Here is a 22,227-nt window from a genome sequence, read left to right as displayed (position 1 = left end):
CCGGTACGGGATATTCCTCGGCCCAGGTCTCAAGCGACTTTAACCAACAGCTGAGCGACAACCTGAACCAGTATATCGGCTTTTCATTGAGCATCCCGATCTTCAATAACTTCAGGACCAAGATTGCTGTACGAAAGGCCAAGATCTCTTACGAGAATGCTTTGGTGAACGAACGGCAGTCGGAGAACAACCTGAGCAAGATCATCAATCAGGCGGTACTGGACCTTCGTGCAGCCGAGAAGAGCTATAACTCGACCCGGCAGGCATTCCAGGCCAACCAGGAAGCTTTTGATGTATTGAAGCAGCGTTATGATGTAGGACTGGCCAACTCGATCGAGTTGAGCACCTCGCAAACAAATATGAACAAGGCAGAATTTGATTTTATACAGGCAAGATACAACCTGATATTCAGAACCAAGGTAATCGACTACTATTTAGGAAAGCCTATTACTTTTAACTAATAAAATACTCAGCTAACCAGATATGAACTTCTATAACCTTAAAATAGCTTGGCGGTTTCTACTTCGAACAAAAGTCTTTACAATCGTAAATATTTTAGGCTTAGCCTTAGGTTTTGCAAGTTTCGTTCTGGCATCCTTATATATTGATCATGAGCAAAGCTATGACTCATGGAACCCGAATTATAAAGATATTTACTTAGTTGGATTGACCAATGAGGGAAAGGCGTCAGATTTAACATCAATATCATTAGGACCTGCAATAAAAGCACAATTGCCAGAAATTGTAGAAGTAGCTAGAGTTAACAGTTTTCCTTATGACGTTCCCTTTAACTCAGATGAAGATGTCTTTTTTATTAAACATTGGTTAGGTGCTGATGTCGCTCTTGCGAAAATGTTTGATATTAAAACGCCGGGAATTGATTTAGACATTATAAGCGGGCAAGCTGTTTTCATTAGACCAGATATTGCTCAAAAGTTGTTTCCAAACATCAGTAATATTCAAAAAGAATGGGTTGTTATGGGGAATAAGGAAGATGGTTTGCCATTACAGCTTAATGGAGTTACGAGTGTTCTACCCGGCTTGTCCAATATTGAATTTGATTGCATTGGTTTTGTAAAAGAACTAGGTGCTGATTTACCAGATAATCAAACGGTGCAAACATTTATTCAGGTTAAGTCAGGAACGAATATAGATGAGTTAACGACACAAATCAATGATATTTTTAAAAAATCAATTTCCAAGCAAAGTGAAAACATCAATTCATCGTTTGCGAAGAGCAGTGTTTATCTTGACCCGCTAAAGAATTTACATTTAAGACCTATACACGGGTCCTCTACTGGCTATAAAATAGTAATCGCATTAGGGAGTTTATCAATAATTGTTTTACTACTGGCCGGAATCAACTTCGCTAATTTAATGCTTGTTCTTGCTCAGAAGCGGGCAAAGGAAATTGGAATGAAGAAAATATTTGGGGTAACCCGTGCTAAGCTTATATTTCAATTCTTTAGTGAGGTCTTTTTCCAATGCTTAATTGCAGGCTGTATTGCACTGTTTTTAGTTAGTATTACAATTAATGTTCTGGTCAAAAACTTTCAATACTATCTGTCCGCATTTGGGTTTAATGGGACTGTCCTTTTCCAATTATTAGTAGCAGTTATACTGACTTCCATCGTTTCAGGTTTATATCCAGCCTTCATTTTGTCCCGAGGCGAGACCATAACTATTATAAAGGGCAGGTATCAGAATGCTCCTCGAACTCAATATTTTCGTAGTCTATTGTTAGTGTTTCAGTTTGTGATAGCCTTTGGCTTTATAAGTGTAATGATTGTGATTCATAAACAAATGAGTTTTATTGAAACCTCAGATCGTGGCTTTAATGCAGATCAAGTAGTTTACATTAAAAACTTGGCAACATTAAATAAGACTATTGATTTTACTGCGTTTAGAAATAGAATAAAGGCCATTCCTGGTATTGAAAGTGTTACGGTTTCTACAACTGTTCCTGGTGGAGCAAATCCGATAGCCCAAGAATTCCAACACATAGACCAGAAACTTAAATTGGATCATATTGGCGTTGATTTCGAATACTTCGAGACACTTGACATGGAAATAATGGCAGGTAGAGTTTTCTCGTTAAATTTTCCTGCAGATACCGCTAATGCGGCAGTTCTTAATGAAACAGCCGTAAGGGAATTGAAATTACAGAATCCTATAGGTGCTATAATACGTGGATGTAATACTGAATTTAAGATTATCGGTGTGGTTAAGGATAGTAAGATGCAGGGTTTTGAAGAATTAATAAGCCCAACGATATACAGTATTAATAACAGCTGTCTGATTCCAAGAGTTGAGATCTTAGCTAAAATATCTCCAACAAATATGCAGGCCACTTTGGGTGCGCTGGCCACTCAATGGAAATCCATTAATAAGAGGGATGGAGATCATTTCATATATGAGTTTGTGAATCAAAAATACGCCACTTTATATGCGAAACAAGAGAAGTTACAACAGGCTTTTACCGGTTTTACAATTTTAATAATTCTTGTAGCCCTGATGGGCTTGTTTAACATGGCTGCTTATAGTATAAGTGTAAGGCAGAAAGAAATAGGGGTAAGAAAGGTTTTAGGTGCATCTGCTCAGGAAATTTTGTTTTTGTTAAACAGACCATTTTTGAAAATCGTCTGTTTGTCGATATTAATTTCAACTCCCATAGCCTGGTGGTTAGCCAATAAATGGCTTCAAGACTTTGCTTATCGGATCGAAATTCAATGGTGGTTTTTTGCGTTGGGAGCAATTCTATCATTGCTAATTGCTTTTATGACGGTAAGTGTGCAGGCTGTTAAAGCTACCTACCTTAACCCGGTAGAGGTTTTACGTGAAGAGTAAATAAATAATAATAATAGAAGGCAATTGACTACATTTAAGAAGGTTTATTGCTTTTAACTTGTAGTTAATTGAACCTAATAATCAGTGATATATGATGATTGAACTAAATAATATATTTAAGTGGTATAATGTTGGCGGTAGCCGTTCGTTTGTATTGAAAGACATTAATCTTTCTATTCAAAATGGAGATTTTGTGTCAATAATGGGACCGTCTGGTTCTGGTAAATCTACCTTGTTACATATCATCGGATTATTGGATGAGCCAAACGAAGGAGCTTACAACTTTCAAAATGAAAATGTCTTAAAGCTTAAGGAGAAGAAACGCTCCGAAATTTATAAACAACATATGGGCTTCGTGTTTCAGGCCTATCATTTAATTGATGAATTAACGGTTGCTGAAAATATTGAAACTCCGTTGATTTATAAAAATCTGAAAGCAAATGAGCGTAAAGCGATAGTTGCTGATATGCTTGATCGATTTGGTATTGTTGGTAAAAAGGACTTATTCCCAAATCAGCTGTCGGGCGGACAGCAGCAAATTGTCGGTATAGCCAGAGCTTTAGCAGGAAAGCCTAAGGTTTTATTGGCTGATGAACCTACAGGTAACTTAAATTCAAAACAAGGTGACGAAATTATGCAGCTTTTTAAGAAGCTAAATAAAGAGGAAGGGGTAACGATTATTCAAGTAACACATTCTGAAAAGAATGCAGCCTATGGAGATCGGCTTATTGAACTATTAGATGGTCAAATCCAAGTCTAATTATACATTATATGAGGAGCATCTAAAACTGTAAAGTAAAAGTACTGCCTTTTCCTTCTTCTGAATTGGCAAGAATGTTTCCCTTATGTAAGAGCATAATCTGTTTGCTGAGTGTTAAACCAACGCCGCTTCCTGTTTTACGCGTTGTAAAGAATGGAGTAAAGATATTTTCCATTATATGTGATGACATACCCTTGCCATTGTCGCTTACTTTAATTTGGACTCTACCGTTTACAAGAAGCGCTTGTAAGCGGATGTAAGGATCCTTGGTATCCTTTACTGCCTCAATTGAATTAAGTAATAAATTGATCAACACCTGTTCTATTAAATTTATATCAACTAATAATTCAATAGATGGATCCTTTAGGATAATGTCTAATTCTATTTCCTTTTTGATTAAAGTTGGTTCTAAAAGAAGGTATAGGTTCTCAAATAAAACAGCTGCCTTCATAGGGGTGAGATCTAATTGAGTAATCTTATTCAAGGTACGATAGGTGCCTGCAAACTTTAACAATCCTTCACTACGGCGTTTTATAGTTTCAGTTCCTAGACGAATATCATCCAGCTCTTCCATGTACGGCAATCCTTCAAGTCGATTTTTAATGGTATCAGCCAAAGACGAGATGGGTGCAATAGAGTTCATGATCTCATGCGTTAATACACTTAATAATTTCTGCCATGCTTTTGATTCCGTTTCATCCAATGCAGCATTGATGTTTTGCAAAGCAATTAATCGATATTTTCCTTCTGCAGTCTGAAAATTACTGATATGAAGCTGGAGTTTCATAGAGCCTTGTTCTGTTTCAAATACAAACAAGCCATTGTCGCCAGGTACAGATCTGACAATTTGCTCATAGAGTCCTTTGTTTTTCTTCTTAAGTGCGTTAATAGTTGAGAAATAGGGTATATCGAACAATATCTTAAAGGATTCATTGATCCACATAACCTTCCCGCTTTCTTCTTCATAGGAGATAATCGCAGTATCTACCAGCTCCAGTATTTTATGAAGATATTGGTATTGAACCTCACGTTCACTACTTATTTTTTTAAAGACCTCATTAATATTATTAAAAGCAACTCGTAGAGGTTGAACCTCAATACTTGCACGATCTAATGGAAATCGTCTTGTAAAGTCGCGATATTTAGCAGCTTCTGCAAATTCTTGTAATTCCTGATATGTTCTTATTTGAGAACGAATGGTAAACCATAGTAACCAAATGCAGAAAGGAAACAGCAAAAGGGCATAAAAGTAATTTCCGCTGAAAAGGAAATAGGATAAAAGGGTAAGCCCAAGAAATAGCATCAATGCTCTAAAGAAAATTAGCCGACGAAATTTCCTCATCAGATATTGTATTTGCTAAGACGTCTATAAAGAGCGGTACGTGTAATGCCTAATTCTTTGGAAGCCTTCGAGATATTACCATTATGCTTCTCAATTACTTTAACAATGGTGTTTCTTTCTAATTCAATTAGGTTGTGCGCATCTTTGTCAGAACTGGATTGAAATTGTGCATTTTCAATTGGAGAAAAGACGATATCTTCACTCGAAAGAACCGAGTTCTCCGACATAATTACTGCACGTTCAATGCTGTATTGAAGTTCGCGAACATTGCCCGGATAGTGATATTCTAATAGTTTTTTTCTTGCTTTTTTGTCGATGTCTGAAATGACTTTCATGTATTTCTCAGCATATCTCTTGATAAAATGTTCAGCAAGTAATAAGATGTCATCCCCGCGCTCACGCAAAGGAGGGACTTGGATTTCCACGGTATTAATCCGGTAAATCAAATCTTTCCGAAAACGATTCTCATCCGCAAGTTCACGTAAAGGAATGTTGGTTGCGCATACTAAGCGGATATCAATATTGATGGCCTGGTTACTTCCCAATCGTGTAACTTGTCGGTTTTGTAATACAGTCAACAGCTTTGCTTGTTGCTGTAATGATATATTACCGATCTCATCCAAAAACAAGGTACCCTTATCAGCCGACTCAAATCTCCCTTCCCGACCTTCTCTTGCATCCGTAAATGCCCCTTTTTTATGTCCAAAGAGTTCGCTTTCAAATAAGCTATCTGTCAGTGCACCCACGTCAACTTTTACAAAAGCTTGTTTAGCGCGGTTCGACTGTTTATGAATAGCCGTAGCAATCAAGTCTTTCCCAGTTCCGTTTTCTCCCAATATTAGAATGTTAGCATCTGTAGGGGCTATTTTACCTAACTTGTAAAACACCGTTTTCATACTTTCAGATTCACCAATTACATCCGCCAAAGCAATTTGAGTATCTTTAGGCTTATGGTTTTTGCTTTCTTTACGTGAAAGTAATTCTTTAATTGTGTCAATTAACTGCTCATTAATCCAGGGCTTTACAATGAAATCTGCGGCTCCTTGTTTTAAACTTTGCACAGCAAGATCGATAGCTCCATATGCTGTTATCATAACAACTAAGATATCTTTCTTTTGCTCTTTAATTCTGCTAAGCCAGTATAAACCTTCATTTCCACTATTGATGGCACTCTTGAAATTCATGTCCAGCATAATCATATCTATATGCTCAGAACTAAGAATAGCAGGTATCCTTTCCGGATTTTTTTCAACGATTATTTCGGCAATCTCCTTCTTTAGCAGAAGACGAAGTGCAGTAAGTACATCTGGGTCATCATCAATTATAAGAATACGTGCTTGGATCATTGGTTAAGATTAACCACAAATATACCATTCTTGTTAATCACTTATAAACCAATTGTCTGAATATTTAAAAGCGAAAGCACTGTTCGATATCGAACAGTAAACTGTTCGTTTTTGCACCATACATACCAGCTGTTATCATAATCAGGTAGCTTGATAATAAATAGTTTACCGATAAAATATACGCGTTTACCGACTATACAGGTATATCTAACTATTAGTGTTTTAATCTATTATACCGGACAGGTATATTTGGTATGTTATATGAATATTATATTAATTAAAAAATAAACCTATGAGACTGATTTCTAAATTCTCACTTCTGGCAGGAGCTTGTGTGCTTCTTACTAGTTCCTGCGTAATTGGATCTGTTGCTGATCGTGTTGCTGAAGCATCTACCGGTGTTGCCAATCGTATTGTTGAGGCATCGGATATTATTACCGATCGTATTTCTGAAGCCACCGACGGAGATATAAATAGTGGTGGTGCAATCCTGTTAACGAAAAAAACTTACCCCATATCGTCTGTTCAAGGCTTGAAAGTATCAACTTCCGGTGGTTCAATTGATGTATCAGGTGATGCAACTCAAGATGCTGTTATTGAGATGTATGTTAAGCCCAATAATGGCCGCGATTTATCAAAAATCGAAATACAAGAGATTCTTGATCGCGATTATGAAATAAGAATAGAGCAAAGAGGTAGCACATTAGAGGCTTATGCTAAACAAAGAAATAATTTAAATTGGAGAAACGGACTTAGTATTTCATTTAAGGTTCGTACAGGGAATAAAGTTACAACTGACCTGTCAACAAGTGGAGGAGGTATTAAATTAGCGAACCTATCCGGACAGCAGAATTTCAAAACCAGTGGCGGTAGCATCGAAGTTGAGAATATGGATGGAAATATTACCGGTAAAACCAGTGGTGGAGGCATTCGGGCTTATAATAGCAGCGGAACCATCAATTTAAGTACTTCTGGTGGATCTATTAAACTAGAGGGATTAAATGGTGATATCGATGTATCCACCAGCGGAGGGAGTATTGAAGGTCGCTCCTTAAACGGATCATTAAGCGCTAGAACTTCGGGCGGAAGCATCGATTTAGAGAATCTTACCTGCTCTCTGAATGCATCTACATCAGGCGGAAGTGTATCGGCTATGTTGAAAGAATTGCCTGGAGATGTACGTTTATCAACCTCAGCAGGAAATGTAAACCTAACTTTGCCATCAAATACAGGTGCAAATTTGGATTTGAAAGGATTTAATGTAAATGTTGATGGCTTATCTAACTTTAGAGGAAGCAATAGCAAAGGAAAATTAAATGGCAATATTAATGGTGGAGGAGCCAATGTTCAGGCATCAACCAGTGCAGGAAATGTAAATCTAACAATCAGGTAATGAGTTGGTAACAAAAATGCGATTTATATCCATCCCATATGAATTGCATTTTTTACCAAATTAGCTACTGAATTTGTTTTCGTTTTTGAATGGATGTTTCTGCGATGCGTCATTACGGTATGTTTGCTTATAAACAAATGGGTGGCAATCATATCACTGCTTTTCCCTTCTACAATCAGTCGCAAAATCTCTTTTTCGCGTTTAGTAAGTAATGATTTCTCGTTGAGAAATACTTGGTTTGGTTTAACATCATGATAAGAAGTTTCACCTTCCAGTCCGATAAAACTTAGCTTGGGTATTCCTTCACTTTTTAAATCAGTAATGTCAGTATGTACACCTAATGTCCTTATAACCGCTCCGTTATCATCACTGTGAATTGTAGTGACCTGTTGCAATAGACGTATATAGTGACCATCTGCATGCTTTACCCTATAATCATATGACATCTTATATTTCATTATTTTCTCCGGAGGTAGTTTACTAAGGAATTCAGTTACGGCATGCTCAAAATTAAGGAAATAGGGCGCATCTTCCGGATGAATGTTGCTTAAAAATAATGTTGTGCAGAATTCCTCTTCACGATAGCCTAAAACCTTGGTCATTTTACTATCTACAAATTCAAACGAAACGGTATTAAGATTGAAGATATAATAATAATGCGGTCCGATATGAAATATATCCAAAAGCTTTTTATGTACTTCCAGCTCGAAGTAAAGCGATTGGTTCTCTGAGGTCTTCGCAATTTTGTTCCAAATTTCTTTGGCTTTATCGTAGGTTATAATCTCCATAAATGTAATACGAGGTAGATTCTGACTCGATAAAAATAGGGATTAAAGACTAGGATGAGTTAAAATAAGTTAAAAATAATTTTATCGTATTTTCTTTATTGCATATTTGTTCTCTTCATCATCTACAGCCCAGTCTTTAACTATTAATGAATAGATTTTTTAGATAAGGATAAGAATTAATAAGCCTTATTAAGGACTTGTAAAGGACATGAATGTACCTTGTAATACATGCGAGAAGTGTTAGTAAGAAATTCCTGTGGTATGTCTACGCTTTTTTTGATCAATTAGCGTAGACGTACCACAGGAATCTTTGTTAGAGTTCACGCGTATGTATTACAAGATACGGAGCAGGGTTATAGATGGTCTATTAAATTATCTCTTGATATGATTCCTTTAATAATCTGATGGTCTCTTCCATATCTTGTTGATTGAGGTGTGCAAAGCTCAGTCTTAAGGCAGTTAATGTCCGATTTTGATAAAGACAGATACTCGGAATTAGCAATCCTTTTTCCCTTGCTGCTTTCTGTAACTGAGTTAGTGACAACGGATCGTTAAACTGTATCCAAAAAGCCAATCCGGAAGCGGGTGTATTAAAAGTGATTTTATTTTTAAAGTAGGTGTTCAACAGTTGTGCAAACATTCCCTTTCTTTCATTAATCATCTTTTGCGACTTTCTTTGATATCGGAAGATATCTCCCTGATGAATCATATCTCCCAATGCTTTTTCCAGCATGTAATTAGGTTTACCAAATATATTCAGGTATTTTCTTCCTTCTTCCAACAGATCTTTGGGTGCAATCAGGAAATTCATTTGAAATCCGGGGTTCAGAAACCTTCCGAAAGCTCCGATATAGATTACTCGACTTCCACCATTTTTTCTAAATAACGACTCTCCTTTATCCTTTACCATTGAAAATTCAAAATCTACATCATCTTCAATCACGATGAAATTGTACTGCTCAGCTAATTGCAATAATTGAGTTTTACGTTTTTCAGAAAGAGCGACCGTGGTGGGATAGTGGCATTTGGTATTGATGTAAACACATCTTATTTCACCAGGTTTATAGTGGCGCTGGATATAATCAACATTCATTCCTTCCTCATCTACGGGGACAGTCTTAAGTTTAGCGCCTGCTTGACTAAAGATCATATTTGGTAAAAAATAGCTTAAGTTTTCTACCAACATGATATCTCCTGTATTGATTAGTAGTCGTGATAAGATGGAGAGAATCTGCTCGCGCCCGCTTATGGGCAATAGGAAATTTCTGGAAAGGTGGAAACCCCGAGTTAAATTCAAATAATAGCTCAATTGATCTCTAAAGAATAAATTTCCTTCAGCAGCTTGGGGTAAGTCGCTGGTTTTCTTTTTTCTCTTCAGTGCCGATGCGTAAAAACGGACCAGTTCTTCAGCTTCAATGATTCTATAATCCGGTGTTCCATCAGTAAAATAGAACTTTTCGGGAATTTCTGATGTAGAAGTATCAAGAATTACCTCTTTCCTGAATTGAAATGGCGCTTTTTCTGGAGGCTGTTGAAAGGTTTTGATGCCTGTAGCCGTAGCTGATGAAAGTTCCGGATTTTTTACAATGGTACCGATGTTCGGAAAGATATGTACCCATCCTTGTTCTTGTAGCTCCATGAAAGTGGCTACGACTGTTTTTCTGTGAACTTTTAGATCCGCTGCAATCTTTCTACTTCCCGGAAGAAGATCTCCGTCCTCTAAGAGGCTCTTCTTTACAGCATTGATAAACTGATATACAATCTGCATATAGATTGCGTCACCTCCGCTACGATCTATTTTAATAAAGGACTGGAAATTAATATTAACCGGACTACTCATTATGTTTATATCGGACTAGCAAAATTAGTATTTAAACTTCAATATTTGCACCGCATTTTAATTTTGATAGATACTCATGAAAAAGATAATAGCCGCTTTAGGAATTATAATAACACTCCCTGCTTTTGCACAACAGAATGATTTGCCTTCTAATCTGGAAAATCGAAGCAATGAATTGGAGGATGTGATTATTCAGGGAAATCGGATACAGGTTCCGTTTAGCCAAACAACTCGGGATATTCAGGTTATTACACAAGAACAGATTGAGCAGCTACCTGCCAAATCTCTCAATGAAGTTTTATCTTATATCAGCGGAGTCGATATTCGTCAGTTAGGTCCTTTTGGAACGCAGACGGATGTTTCTATTGACGGCGGAACATCTGAACAGGTTTTGATTTTGATCAATGGTATAAAGATGATCGATTCCCAAACTGCTCATAATATGATGAATATACCCATCTCTTTGAATGCGATAGACCATATTGAAGTACTAAGAGGCGCAGCAGCCCGGGTTTATGGGATCAATGCCCTTAGTGGCGCTATCAATATCGTTACTAAAAAGGAAAATAGCTCTTTTCTTATTGCAGATGTTCAGGGAGGAAGTTCTTTTAAAAACAAAGACGAAGGTGACGGTTCTGGTATTTACGGTGGTGGAAGTGCAGAAATTACAGGGAATTTTGGAACTGAGCAACAAAGCCATCTTTTATCGCTTGCTCAAAGCAATTATAATGGCCAGCGTTATAATTCGGGATCCGGAAATACGCGTCTCTTTTATAATGGTAGCTATAACTTTGATGTAAACAACAGCGTTCAGGTAATGGCAGGATATGTCCGAAGCCGCTTTGGCGCCAATGGTTTCTATGCAGCTCCCGGAGATATCAATTCGGAGGAGCTTGTAAAGTCATCTATATTCAGTCTTTCTTCTAAACACCAATGGGGTGATTTTACACTTTCTCCAAGAATTAGCGATCGTTATGGTGAGGATGACTACCGTTATTATAAAGATGATTTAAGTAAGGGACGTTCCTTACATTATACCAATGCGCTGATGCTTGAATTGAACAGTACTTATGAGACGGGTATAGGTACTGTTGGTTTAGGATGGGAATCTCGTTTGGAAAAAATCAACAGCTCTAATATAGGAGAACATAAAAGAGATAATCATGGTGCATACGCAGAGTTGGCAAGTGGTCTGGGAGAGAAAATAAAAGGGACTGTGGGAGTTTATGCTAATTACAATACGGATTATGGATGGCAGTTATATCCGGGTATAGATTTAGCCTACCTTATCAATGACTATTGGAGAATCTCTACCAGCATCGGTTCTGGCCAGCGAATTCCTTCTTTTACAGACTTGTATTTAAACCAACTTCCCGGAAATGTAGGGAATGAATTTCTTGAATCAGAAAATACCTGGAATTACGAAGGAAATATTCGTTACAGTAAAGAGAAATTGAGCTTTCAGAGTGGGTATTTCTTCCGTAATATATCAGACTTTATTGATTGGGTGAGGGAAGATGCTTCTCAGCCTTATTCTCCTGTTAATTTTGGAAATAATAAAATGCAAGGTGTTTATGCTAGGATCCGCCAGGATTTTGATTTAAACAAGCAACGATCTATAGGCTATCATTTAAGCTATAATTACTTACATCCTACACTTAAAGTTTCTGAAGGTATCCAATCTAAATATGCTTTGGAATCTCTAAGGCATCAGTTTATAGCCGGAGTGAACTATAAAATCAATAAACTTGCTTTTCAAATAGAAAATCGATTATTAAAGCGCGAACATGGCAAGGCATACGATATTTCAGACCTTAGGGTAAACTATCAGTTGAAAAAAGCTCTTGTCTATACGCAAGTGACCAATCTTTTCAATGCTGAGTATAAGGAAGCAGGAGCGGTGCCAATGCCTTCACGTTGGTTCAGTTTAGGTGTGAAATATCAATGGAATAATAGGTGAGCAAGCTATCACTAGAAATAAAAATATTAGTAAGTATCGCTTCATTATTTCTGCTTTATTTCAATGCTTTAATTCTTTCTTGGGCATATTCTATGTAGGTTTTTTCTTGGTTAGGAGGTTGTTTATTAACATATAGCGTATAATACTTAAGAGCATTAGCTTTGTTTTGTAAATTGAAATCATAAAGAACTGCCAGGTTAAAGTAATTGATTGTTGATTCTTCATACTGAAAGCTTCTTATATAATCGGCTGCTGCTGCACTGGGTTTATTTAAATCTACTAGCAGGTCGGCTTTTCTAGCGAAATAAAAGCCTGTATTTGGTGATATAGCTTCCTTTAGAGTCTTTTCTATAAATTCTAAACCTTCATCGAAACGTTTTAAAGCTTTGCAAGACATAGCCATGTAGTAATAATCCATTTCTCCCCAGCTATCGTATGTAAGCATCGCGTCTGTATAGGTTAGCATTGCTGATTCAAAATCATCTAATCTGAAATATGCTCTAGCCAGCAGGGACCAGATTTCTTGTGAATCTTCTCCCAGATCGATTAGTTTTTTAGAAAGCTCTATTACTTCTTTGTATTTCTTTTGTTCGTCAGATACTTTTGCTTTCGAATACAAAAGGTTGGCATTCTCAGGATCATCTTCTAATGCAATTGTTAAAACACTATCAGCCTTATCAATTTCATTAAGGCTTAAACATAATTGAACAAAATCGTAAGCAATATTACTATTGGTAGGTTGCAGTGTATTTGCTTTACCTAAATAACTAAAGGCAGTAATAATATCCTTTTCTCGCGTATACAGACTTGCTAAAGCAGTATAAGTGTTAACATTTGTGCTATCGATAGCTAATAGCTTTTTGTATAAATCCATAGATGATTTAAACATTCCCCGTTGATTATTAATGTATGCCAGGTTGGTTAAAGCAGAAATATTTAGTGTGTCAAGTGTATAGAGTTTATTGTAGTAATTAGATGCCTGTTGATAGTCTCCGGACATCCTGTAAGAATAAGCAATGCTATTAATTAATTTTATATCTGCGCTGGAGTCGGTATAAAACTGACTTAGATATTTTGAAGCTTCAGAGAACTGTTGGGTCTCATATAGGTGTAATATCCTGGTATTATCAGGAGTGAGGCTTTGCGCATTGATATTAAAATGAACTGTTAGAATTAATATCAATATCAGAGATAAAATTTTCATAAAGATCGTATCTTTTTACAAGCAAATATAACTATTTAGTTAGTTTATTAACTATTTAATTAGTTTATTTATTGTGTGGATATTGATTAACGAAGAGGGTGGGTTAATTGAGTTTAAAAAAATATTGTGAATTTAAAATTATTTTCTACTTTTGGTTTTCTAAACCTAGAAATTATGAAGTTAATTGCAGCCAAAATATTTATAGACTAAGGATTCACATATTCTTTGTCTTTAATAGTTATTAGGCTACCTCCATTTAATTTAACTTTTTGCTAAAGTTCTTGCTTTAGTTTTCTCAATCTTTATTAGCTTTTAATTTATATGTCTCGTACGATTATTATACGTCATCGGATTACTGACTTTATTTCTTTGGTTAAACAGTCTTTGCGAGGAGAGGAATTGGATTTTACACAGGGCAGTATTCGTCGGGCTATTGTTTTACTAGCAATACCCATGATGCTGGAAATGTTGATGGAGTCCGTTTTTGCTTTGGTGGATCTCTATTTTGTGGGTCATCTTGAAGAAAGTAGTTATGCTATTCAAGCAGTTGGATTAACAGAATCTATGCTAACGATCGTTTATTCTTTAGCGATAGGGATTAGTATGGCTGCTACTGCGATTGTTGCCAGAAGAATTGGTGAGAAGAAGCCAGAAGCAGCAGCTCGGGCAGGAATGCAGTCTGTTTTGATAGCTTTTGCTTTTAATGCGATTATTGGTACCATAGGATTTGTATATGCTACAGATCTTTTGATACTTATGGGCGCTACTGAAAGTGCTGCTATTTATGGAACTCCTTTTATGAAAATCATGATGGGTGGGAGTTTTATCATCATGTTACTGTTTTTAATTAATGGTATTTTTAGAGGTGCAGGTAATGCGGCTATTGCTATGAAAAGTCTGTGGATAGCTAATATCATTAATATAATTTGCTGTCCGATTTTAATCAATGGCTTCGGTCCGATACCTGCATTTGGTTTAACGGGTGCCGCAATAGCTACAACCATTGGTAGATCCACTGGTGTTATCTATCAAATTTATCATTTAACAAATGGGAAAGGAGTGTTAAAAGTTAAATTGTCCTATTTGATTCCTCATTTTGATCAGATAAGAGACATTATAAAGGTGGCAGCTCCTGCAGTATTGCAGTTTGTAATTGCTTCTTGCAGTTGGATATTTTTAGCTGAACTGGTCGCTACGACCGGTGGGGATGAAGGTTCGGCAGGTTATCAGACTGCTTTACGCTTAATGATGTTCTTTATGCTTCCTGCATGGGGATTAAGTAATTCTGCTGCTACGTTGGTTGGTCAGAATATGGGAGCTGGCAGATTGGATCGGGCAGAGGAATCAGTACTTAAAACTGCGAAATATAATATGATCTATATGTTCATAATTATGTTGATTTCATTTGTGTTTGCTCCAACTTTTGCTTCATTCTTTACGAATGATTTGGAAGTAAGAAGGATAGCCATTCAAGCCATTTACATTATGAGCACTGGTTATATTTTCTATGGTATGGGGATGGTGCTTATTAATTCATTTAATGGGGCAGGCGATACCTGGACACCAACATGGATAAATTTGGGTGGATTCTGGTTGTTTCAAATACCCTTAGCCTATTTCCTGGCAAAGCATCTAGGGATGGACTACACAGGTGTTTTCTGGGCTATACCTATTGCAGAAATAGCAATTACTATTGCTGGTTTTATCCTCTTTAGAAAAGGAAGGTGGAAAACCATTAAGGTATAATTTAAACAATCAAGGTTAGTGTGGTAAGCTGTCTCGGTATTTGCCATACACCCAAGTTCCTGCAATCGCGCTTAATAGAACGACGATTACGACGAAGGCACCCATTCCTATTTGTGCAAATAACGGACCTGGACAAGCACCGGTGATTCCCCATCCTACACCAAATATCAGTCCTCCATAAATTTGTCCTTTATTGAATTTCTTAGTGCTGAATGTAATGGGATCGCCGGAAATGGTTTTGATTTTATATCTTTTTATTAGCCATACTGAAAGAGCACCTACAATGACTGCCGAACCAATAACGCCATACATATGGAAAGATTGAAAGCGAAACATCTCCTGGATCCGAAACCAGCTAACTACTTCTGATTTTACGAATACTATACCAAACAAGATTCCAACAACTAAATATTTTATATTCGAATACCACTGATGTTTTACTTGAGATTCATTGCTATATGTTGCATCTAACGAGTGCATTTCAAAATCGATATTGTCTATTTCTGTTTTCATTATTTTTGAAATTATTAAATATAAAAACCTGATTTATAAAGATAAAATAAGAGGAAGGAGTAAGTTTGACATAATGATTCCTCCAATCATAAAGCATACAGTAGCTACTAGAGATGGCCACTGTAAGGTGCTGAGTCCCATAATGGAATGACCGCTGGTACAACCTCCTGCGTAGCGTGTGCCGAATCCAACAAGAAAACCACCGCCTATCATCATAATTAAACCTCGAAGGCTAAATAGGAATTCCCAGTTGTATATATCCGGCGGGAGCATGCTTGAATAATCAGTAATTCCGTAAACTGCTAAGCTGTTTACGAGTCTCTGATCTACCTGTATCGGACTGTTATTGATTAGAAAGGTTACTGAAATAATTCCGCCTATAAAGATTCCCAATACAAAGAATAAGTTCCATAATTCTTTTTTATAATCGTAATTAAAGAATGGAATTTTTGCAGGAAAACAAATGGCACAGACGTGACGCAGGTTGGAGGATATACCGAATCGCTTATTGCCTAATAGTAAAAGTGCCGGAACAGTTAACCCAATTAAAGGGCCGCCAATGTACCAAGGCCAAGGCTGTTTTATTAATTCTATCATAATACATTGTATTTAATGAGCCCTATGGATTGAAGAGAATTCATTATTAAGCTATTTATACGAGAGTATAAAGATAGGAAACAAAAGACTATGGATGTTATAATTCTATGTATTCCTTTTTTGCTTTTTCGATGCCGCTGTGTACCCGAATCGGGTGAACTTCGTCAATTATTTCTATTTCGGCATCGCGATGCTTGGTTGCTCGATGTATATGTACAGATTGTGCATTTTGTGTATCAATGTCATAAGCATCGCGAGCACTCATCAATTTTACAAATACCGGTAGGCACTCAAAAAAGATAAATAGGAGCATAATGAATGTTATCGCCCAATAGTTTGTTGTGTTTTCACTTCCATCCGTATTGTATTTCAAATCTCCTAGGGCTTCATTGCGATTAGCGAAACCAGCTACATTAACAACACTGTCAAGCTGTGCACCTGTTAGTAGTTTTTCGTCTAGTAGCCCGTCAAATTGCTTGCGCTGTTGAATAAAGGCTTCTTGTTGTTGGATGGTGCCACGGAGATTTTCGAGGTATTGCTCTTGTTTTTCAAGGTTAGCCTGCCTTTGCTTGGCATAGTGGCCATAGCCTACAATTCCGGAGGTTTCGGGAGTTTTATCACCAAAAGTTTCTAAGCTTAATTTTAATCGGTCGCTTTTAAGAGTCGACTCTACTGAGTCTTTTTCGGTTTTTAGTTCGTTTAGCTTTCCAAGTTCAATGCTGTATTTATTTTCAAAGGCCTTGTTTAAGGTGTCAATATTTGCACGTTGCCTATCAAGGTAGGTAATCTTTAATTGTTCGCGGATCTCTTTATCGAATATTTTAAGTTCCAGGGGTCGTGAAATGACGATACCGATTAGGATAGCTAATAATATCCGCGGAGTAGCTTGTAGGAATTGCTTCCACCCTGAATTGTTTTTATTGATGCTGGAGACAATATAACGATCCATATTGAAGATGGCTAGTCCCCAGATCAAACCAAATAGAAGGGAATATAATATCGCGAAGTCTCCTCCACTAAAAACGAAGTACATAGCGTATCCCCCTGATAGAGCAGCGAAGAGTGCTGTAAAGAAGATTGTTGCACCAATACCAACGTATTTGTTGTGTTCAGCAGGATATTTCTCCAAAGTTTCTTGGTGTACAGCACTGCAAAACCAAAAGAAATTGTTAATCTGTTTCATCGTTTCCCGTTAATATATATAGGATGGATTGAATGATAGTTTGTTACAGTGGAGATGGGAAATATTTTTAGGCTAACATTAACAATAATTAACAATCTGGGTGTATGCGCACTTTTATTTTTTATTGACCTTAGTAGTGTCCAATTAAACCCATTGAATGAAACGAATTTTACTACTTTCCCTTCTTATTCTATTTTGCTATTCGCTAAAAGCTCAGAGTGGGAACTATCAGCTTAAGGGTGTGATCAAGAATATGCACGGTCAACCCATTCCTTTTGCGAGTATATTTAAATCGAATTCTACTATCGGAACATCTGCAAATAGCGATGGAGTCTTTAAATTAACCTTAGCGGCCGGTGAGCATCAGATTGTTGCAACGGCAGTAGGCTTTAGGCCAAACAGGGTTCAGGTGCTGTTAAATCAGAACGATTCACTTACTATTCAGCTTGAAGAAGAGGTTTATACATTGCAAGAAGTGATAATTGGTAACGATAGGGAGGATCCGGCTTATGCAATTATTCGTAAAGCTATTAAAAAGCGACCTGTCTATCTGGAGGAATCAGGACCTTATACTGCCAATGTTTATATTAAGGGTTTGCAACGATTAACCAAAGCTCCTAAGAAGTTTTTTGGAGTTAACATAGACGATGTTGCTGAAGAGATGGGTCTGGATTCGAATCGGACCGGGATAATATACTTATCTGAATCTGAATCAAAGATAACGGTTAATCCTCCACAGGATTTTAAGGAGGAGATGATCAGCTCGAAAGTTTCAGGAGATAACAGAGCCTTCAGTTTTAACCGGGCTTCTGATTTGCAATTGAATTTTTATGAGAATTACCAACCCGTTTTTGATGGCTTAAGCAGCAGACCCTTTGTTTCGCCGATTGCTGATAATGCACTGGCTTATTATAATTATAAATATTTAGGAACCTCAGAAGAAAATGGCATTACTATTAATAAAATCAGGGTAATTCCTAAACGGAAGTCTGAGCCGCTCTATAAAGGTGATATTTATATTGTTGAAGATGATTGGAGAATTCATAGCGTAAACTTATTGTTGGACAAGGAGGCAGGGGTTAATTTTATTGATTCACTCAATATCAAGCAATTGTTTACGCCGGTTGGTCAAGATAGTTGGATGCCATCTAACGTTCAGCTGGATTTTAAAGTTTCGATGCTGGGTTTTGGTGTTGGTGGGTACTTTACGGCTATTTATCAGGACTATGTATTAACCGATAAGATTGATAAAAAGCTGTTTAAAGAAGTGCTGCGTATTGGAAAGGATGTAAATAGTAAGGATGCAGATTATTGGCTTAACAATAGACCTATTCCTTTAACGGAAGAAGAAAGTATTGATTATATCTTTAAAGACAGCATTCGAAGGCGAAATGAATCAAAATCTTATCTTGATTCATTGGATAGAAAGGCGAATACGTTTAAGCCTGCCAACTTTCTTTTAGGGGGTTATAGTTATAGAAATCGATATAAAAAGGAACGTTTTTATTTAGGATCTCCACTTAGGTCTCTTTTGTTTAATAGTGTAGAGGGTTTAGCAAGCAATTATAGTTTGGGATATTCTAAACAAATTGATAGTACGTTTAATAGGTATTTAGATTTATATGGGCATGTTCGATATGGGTTTAAGAATAAACATCTCAATGGAAATATAAATGCGGTTATACCAATTAAGAATCATACGCTGTATTTATCGGGTGGTTCTGATTTGGTTGATTTGAATGATCAGGGTTCATTGCCTGTTCTTTTTAATACCATTGCGACATTGGCTGTTGGAGGGAATCATCAAAAACTCTATGAGAAGACATTTGTTTCTGCGCGGTGGAGGTATACTTTACCGGGAAATATAAATCTGGATGCGAGTTTTGAATGGTCGCGTAGACATTGGTTGCCCAACTCTACAAATTTCACACTATGGGATAGTAATAGTTATAAGATAACGTCTAATAACCCTTTTAACCCAAATGAAGATATTCCACTCTTCGAGGATCATAATGCATCTAAATTGAGTTTGGGACTGAGCTATAACTTTTCAAATAGGTATGAAAGTTATCCATCCGGAAAGAGATATCTCCCATCAGAATATCCAACACTTAGTTTGAATTATACAAAAGGAGTTAATAAAGTGTTTGGTTCTGATGCAGATTACGATCTTCTTAAGGTTGGTGTTTATAAAAGTGGAATGGGCTTGGGAATGTATGGCACACTTTCTTATGCTTTTAATGCTGGTAAGTTTATCAATAATAATAAGGTGTACTATCCTGATTTTAAACATTTTAATGGGAATGAAATTCTATTCGTTGATCAGCAATTGAGTTCTTTCTTGAATTTAGATTACTACCAATTCAGTACAAAAACCAACTTTGTTGAAATGCATACAGAGTACAATATGTCAGGTATATTGACAAGTAAAATCCCTTTATTAAGAAAGTTAAAACTTGAAGAGATTGTCGGTTTGCATTATCTGCACACTCCTGAACTAAAACAGTACGGGGAAGTGCATTTAGGATTTCAGTGGAAATTACTAAGAGTTATCTATGCGCATTCCATGAGCGACCAGCCTTTATTGGATAAAAAGAATACAATAAGGGTTGGAATAAAATTATTTTAATTCTGAAAAGGTTGGGACAGAGGTAAATCCCCTCTAAGATTGAGCTAAAATAGATCTTCTGTTGTAAGTTTAAATAATTGTTTTAAACAGTTGTTTAATAAATTTGCTTTATTTATTTTTGATGAGAATTGATCCTTAAGAATGATTAGATATGGCAAAAGGTAATGAGAAACAGAGCATAGATGCTTCTACTGAAGAGAAGATTAAGGAAGCCGCTCGTGTGGTTTTCACCCGTAAGGGTTTTGTCTCAACAAAGGTTAGGGATATCGCTGCTGAAGCTGATATTAATCTGGCCTTGGTTAATTATTATTTCAGAAGTAAGCAGAAGCTTTTTGATCTTATCATGATTGAAACAATTGAGAAATTGTTCTCTGAGATTAAAGTTATTATAACGGATGAGAGTACCAGCTTAAATACCAAGATTGAATTAATAGTAGATCATTACATTGACCAATTGTTAAATAATCCGGATTTTCCGTTGTTTATCGTCAATGAAATTCTTTCCGGATCTAATAAGTTTCCAGCATTTCTAAAAAATGCAGAGATGATTAAAGGTTCATTTTTCTTTAAACAATTAAATCAGTTAAATTCAGACAAGAAGTTGGAAGTTAATCCGATACATATTCTGGTAAACATCATTGGCTTAATTATATTTCCATTTTTAGGAAGACGGGTGCTTGAAAAGGCAGCGGGATTAGAAGAAGAAGCTTTTAGAAGCTTAATGGAAGAAAGAAAAAAACTTATTCCTATCTGGATTGGTAAAATAATAGAAAGTTAAGGCTATGTATAAGATAAAGGTAGGTTTTAGAATAAATTTAATCTGTATCGGACTTTGCTTCTTTGCTTTCCCTGTGTTGGCACAAAATCGGGTATTTAAACTGGAGGAATGCTATCAATTGGCAGAAGAGAACTATCCTTTAATTAAAAAACAAGATCTGATTGAAGCTACTCGCGACTATAGCATTTCCAATGTATCAAAACTTTATTTGCCTCAAGTAAATATCATGGGACAGGCAAGTTATCAGTCGGAAACAATTAGTTTTCCGGATGCTTTATCAGCTATGCCGGGAGTAAATATCCCGGAGCTAAGTAAGGATCAATATAAGGTTCAGGGAGAAGTTAATCAACTTGTGTTTGATGGTGGACAATTAAGAAATCAAAAAGGCTTAGCAAGGGTAAATGCCGAAACGCAAAGACAACAGTTGAACGTTGATCTGTATGCTTTAAGAGGTAGGATAAATCAGCTGTATTTCTCTGTTCTTTTAATGAAGGAGCAGTTAAAACAGAACGAATTGCGCAAAGAAGATCTTCAACTTGCTGTAGATAAAATGATTGCTGCTTTGGAGAATGGGGTGGCATATAGAAGTAATGTGGATGAATTGAAAGCTGAATTATCAGTCGTAGAATCTGCAACAATTGAATTTACGGGGAACATAAATTCTTATTTACAGATGTTGTCTTTATTCACAGGAGTTAGTTTTACTGAAGCCGATCAGCTTATTATGCCTGCTGAATCTGAAATCTCTTCTGAAATTGACAGACCAGAATTGATGCTATTTGCTAGCAGGAAGAAATCTTATGATATTCAGGAGAAGCAACTTCACTCAGACTATCTGCCTAAGATTAATGCATTTTTTCAGGGTGCGTATGGCAGGCCGACATTAAACATTATTGAAGATAGGGCGGATTTCTGGTACATAGGTGGTCTGCGTTTAAATTGGGCATTCGGAAGTCTTTACACTTTATCGAATAATAAAAAAATATTGAATTTTAACCGTCAGTCGCTGGAAGCAGAAAAAGAGACTTTTTTGTTTAATACGAATCTTGAGCTAAAGCAGCAAGAAGCCCAGCTTCTAAAATATAAGAAACTCATTATTGAGGATGAAAAAGCAATAACCTTCAGAGCATCTGTAAAGGAATCATCCAAAGCTCAGCTGGATAATGGAGTAATTACTGTTCGTGATTTTATAGCTCAATTGAATGCTGAGAATTTAGCTCGGCAAACTCAGATACTGCATAGAATTCAATTATTACAGACGATATATAACCTAAAGTACACTTCTGGTAAAAAATAATCTT

The 22,227-nt window shown here is 36.5% G+C and carries 17 protein-coding genes, 1 pseudogene and 1 riboswitch; of the genes and pseudogenes, 10 read left to right on the top strand and 8 right to left on the bottom strand.

What is annotated here, in order from left to right; translation table 11 throughout:
* The 3 genes from VL047_RS07775 to VL047_RS07765 all read left to right on the top strand — a co-directional run.
* Window positions 1–461, top strand: a 461-nt coding sequence (locus VL047_RS07775) for a TolC family protein (RefSeq protein WP_325359536.1), incomplete at its 5' end; no start/stop codon positions are given.
* A 22-nt stretch (window positions 462–483) separates the two neighbouring features.
* Complete coding sequence (locus VL047_RS07770; protein WP_325359535.1) at window positions 484–2,847, top strand: ABC transporter permease; 2,364 nt, start codon at window positions 484–486, stop codon at window positions 2,845–2,847.
* 94 nt (window positions 2,848–2,941) lie between these two features.
* Entirely contained in the window at window positions 2,942–3,607 is a 666-nt protein-coding gene (locus VL047_RS07765) for an ABC transporter ATP-binding protein (RefSeq protein WP_325359555.1), read from the top strand.
* 22 nt (window positions 3,608–3,629) lie between these two features.
* Here VL047_RS07765 and VL047_RS07760 read toward each other — a convergent pair whose 3' ends face one another.
* Window positions 3,630–4,949, bottom strand: a complete 1,320-nt coding sequence (locus tag VL047_RS07760) for a HAMP domain-containing sensor histidine kinase (RefSeq protein WP_325359534.1) — start codon at window positions 4,947–4,949, stop codon at window positions 3,630–3,632.
* Window positions 4,949–6,295 (bottom strand): sigma-54 dependent transcriptional regulator, encoded by a 1,347-nt coding sequence (locus VL047_RS07755; protein WP_325359533.1) that lies wholly within the window; start codon window positions 6,293–6,295, stop codon window positions 4,949–4,951. The genes VL047_RS07760 and VL047_RS07755 overlap by 1 nt, the downstream gene beginning before the upstream one ends.
* 292 nt (window positions 6,296–6,587) lie before the next feature.
* Here VL047_RS07755 and VL047_RS07750 point away from each other — a divergent pair, with 292 nt between their 5' ends.
* The gene (locus VL047_RS07750; protein ID WP_325359532.1) at window positions 6,588–7,688 is read left to right on the top strand and encodes a hypothetical protein; all 1,101 of its coding nucleotides are present in this window, start codon (window positions 6,588–6,590) and stop codon (window positions 7,686–7,688) included.
* 23 nt (window positions 7,689–7,711) lie between these two features.
* Here VL047_RS07750 and VL047_RS07745 read toward each other — a convergent pair whose 3' ends face one another.
* Both VL047_RS07745 and VL047_RS07740 read right to left on the bottom strand, forming a co-directional pair.
* Window positions 7,712–8,476 carry a LuxR C-terminal-related transcriptional regulator gene (locus VL047_RS07745; RefSeq protein WP_325359531.1) on the bottom strand — a complete coding sequence of 255 codons (765 nt, stop codon included), beginning with the start codon at window positions 8,474–8,476 and terminating at the stop codon, window positions 7,712–7,714.
* Window positions 8,477–8,843: 367 nt separating this feature from the next.
* Window positions 8,844–10,316 carry a PLP-dependent aminotransferase family protein gene (locus VL047_RS07740; RefSeq protein ID WP_325359530.1) on the bottom strand — a complete coding sequence of 491 codons (1,473 nt, stop codon included), beginning with the start codon at window positions 10,314–10,316 and terminating at the stop codon, window positions 8,844–8,846.
* Between the two features lie 76 nt (window positions 10,317–10,392).
* Between VL047_RS07740 and VL047_RS07735 the strand changes: the two genes are divergently transcribed.
* Entirely contained in the window at window positions 10,393–12,276 is a 1,884-nt protein-coding gene (locus tag VL047_RS07735) for a TonB-dependent receptor plug domain-containing protein (protein ID WP_325359529.1), read from the top strand.
* Between the two features lie 55 nt (window positions 12,277–12,331).
* On the opposite strand, the gene VL047_RS07730 is transcribed toward VL047_RS07735, so the two are convergent.
* The gene (locus VL047_RS07730) at window positions 12,332–13,480 is read right to left on the bottom strand and encodes a tetratricopeptide repeat protein (protein WP_325359528.1); all 1,149 of its coding nucleotides are present in this window, start codon (window positions 13,478–13,480) and stop codon (window positions 12,332–12,334) included.
* A 321-nt stretch (window positions 13,481–13,801) separates the two neighbouring features.
* On the opposite strand from VL047_RS07730, the gene VL047_RS07725 reads away from it, so the two are divergent.
* The gene (locus tag VL047_RS07725; RefSeq protein WP_325359527.1) at window positions 13,802–15,226 is read left to right on the top strand and encodes an MATE family efflux transporter; all 1,425 of its coding nucleotides are present in this window, start codon (window positions 13,802–13,804) and stop codon (window positions 15,224–15,226) included.
* 15 nt (window positions 15,227–15,241) lie between these two features.
* Here the strand turns inward: VL047_RS07725 and VL047_RS07720 are convergent, their stop codons facing one another.
* From VL047_RS07720 to VL047_RS07710, 3 genes are all read right to left on the bottom strand, one after another.
* On the bottom strand, window positions 15,242–15,739 hold the full coding sequence (locus VL047_RS07720; protein WP_325359526.1) for a YeeE/YedE family protein: 498 nt from the start codon (window positions 15,737–15,739) through the stop codon (window positions 15,242–15,244).
* Between the two features lie 33 nt (window positions 15,740–15,772).
* A complete protein-coding gene (locus VL047_RS07715; RefSeq protein WP_325359525.1) occupies window positions 15,773–16,336 on the bottom strand; it encodes a YeeE/YedE family protein in 564 nt (187 codons plus the stop codon).
* 97 nt (window positions 16,337–16,433) lie between these two features.
* The gene (locus tag VL047_RS07710) at window positions 16,434–17,519 is read right to left on the bottom strand and encodes a DUF4407 domain-containing protein (protein WP_325359524.1); all 1,086 of its coding nucleotides are present in this window, start codon (window positions 17,517–17,519) and stop codon (window positions 16,434–16,436) included.
* 157 nt (window positions 17,520–17,676) lie between these two features.
* Between VL047_RS07710 and VL047_RS13595 the strand changes: the two are divergent.
* The 4 genes and pseudogenes from VL047_RS13595 to VL047_RS07695 form a co-directional block, all read left to right on the top strand.
* Window positions 17,677–17,991 (top strand): annotated as a pseudogene (locus VL047_RS13595) (carboxypeptidase-like regulatory domain-containing protein); the annotation flags it as partial.
* Window positions 17,992–18,848: 857 nt separating this feature from the next.
* Window positions 18,849–18,997: riboswitch (Lysine riboswitch) on the top strand.
* 53 nt (window positions 18,998–19,050) lie between these two features.
* On the top strand, window positions 19,051–20,148 hold the full coding sequence (locus VL047_RS13590) for a DUF5686 family protein (protein WP_422652920.1): 1,098 nt from the start codon (window positions 19,051–19,053) through the stop codon (window positions 20,146–20,148).
* 151 nt (window positions 20,149–20,299) lie between these two features.
* A complete protein-coding gene (locus VL047_RS07700; RefSeq protein ID WP_325359522.1) occupies window positions 20,300–20,926 on the top strand; it encodes a TetR/AcrR family transcriptional regulator in 627 nt (208 codons plus the stop codon).
* 4 nt (window positions 20,927–20,930) lie between these two features.
* Window positions 20,931–22,223 carry a TolC family protein gene (locus VL047_RS07695; RefSeq protein ID WP_325359521.1) on the top strand — a complete coding sequence of 431 codons (1,293 nt, stop codon included), beginning with the start codon at window positions 20,931–20,933 and terminating at the stop codon, window positions 22,221–22,223.
* Window positions 22,224–22,227 lie beyond the last annotated feature (4 nt).

Origin of the sequence: Albibacterium sp. (assembly GCF_035514885.1) — a bacterium.
Classification (GTDB): Bacteria; Bacteroidota; Bacteroidia; order Sphingobacteriales; family Sphingobacteriaceae; genus Albibacterium.
This window is presented reverse-complemented; position numbering and strand designations above follow the sequence as displayed.

Bases quoted from the DNA above. Each gene is read 5' to 3' on its own strand.
- VL047_RS07770 (WP_325359535.1), top strand. From the start codon at position 484: ATGAACTTCTATAACCTTAAAATAGCTTGGCGGTTTCTACTTCGAACA.
- VL047_RS07765 (WP_325359555.1), top strand. From the start codon at position 2,942: ATGATTGAACTAAATAATATATTTAAGTGGTATAATGTTGGCGGTAGC.
- VL047_RS07760 (WP_325359534.1), bottom strand. From the start codon at position 4,949: ATGAGGAAATTTCGTCGGCTAATTTTCTTTAGAGCATTGATGCTATTT.
- VL047_RS07755 (WP_325359533.1), bottom strand. From the start codon at position 6,295: ATGATCCAAGCACGTATTCTTATAATTGATGATGACCCAGATGTACTT.
- VL047_RS07750 (WP_325359532.1), top strand. From the start codon at position 6,588: ATGAGACTGATTTCTAAATTCTCACTTCTGGCAGGAGCTTGTGTGCTT.
- VL047_RS07745 (WP_325359531.1), bottom strand. From the start codon at position 8,476: ATGGAGATTATAACCTACGATAAAGCCAAAGAAATTTGGAACAAAATT.
- VL047_RS07740 (WP_325359530.1), bottom strand. From the start codon at position 10,316: ATGAGTAGTCCGGTTAATATTAATTTCCAGTCCTTTATTAAAATAGAT.
- VL047_RS07735 (WP_325359529.1), top strand. From the start codon at position 10,393: ATGAAAAAGATAATAGCCGCTTTAGGAATTATAATAACACTCCCTGCT.
- VL047_RS07730 (WP_325359528.1), bottom strand. From the start codon at position 13,480: ATGAAAATTTTATCTCTGATATTGATATTAATTCTAACAGTTCATTTT.
- VL047_RS07725 (WP_325359527.1), top strand. From the start codon at position 13,802: ATGTCTCGTACGATTATTATACGTCATCGGATTACTGACTTTATTTCT.
- VL047_RS07720 (WP_325359526.1), bottom strand. From the start codon at position 15,739: ATGAAAACAGAAATAGACAATATCGATTTTGAAATGCACTCGTTAGAT.
- VL047_RS07715 (WP_325359525.1), bottom strand. From the start codon at position 16,336: ATGATAGAATTAATAAAACAGCCTTGGCCTTGGTACATTGGCGGCCCT.
- VL047_RS07710 (WP_325359524.1), bottom strand. From the start codon at position 17,519: ATGAAACAGATTAACAATTTCTTTTGGTTTTGCAGTGCTGTACACCAA.
- VL047_RS07700 (WP_325359522.1), top strand. From the start codon at position 20,300: ATGGCAAAAGGTAATGAGAAACAGAGCATAGATGCTTCTACTGAAGAG.
- VL047_RS07695 (WP_325359521.1), top strand. From the start codon at position 20,931: ATGTATAAGATAAAGGTAGGTTTTAGAATAAATTTAATCTGTATCGGA.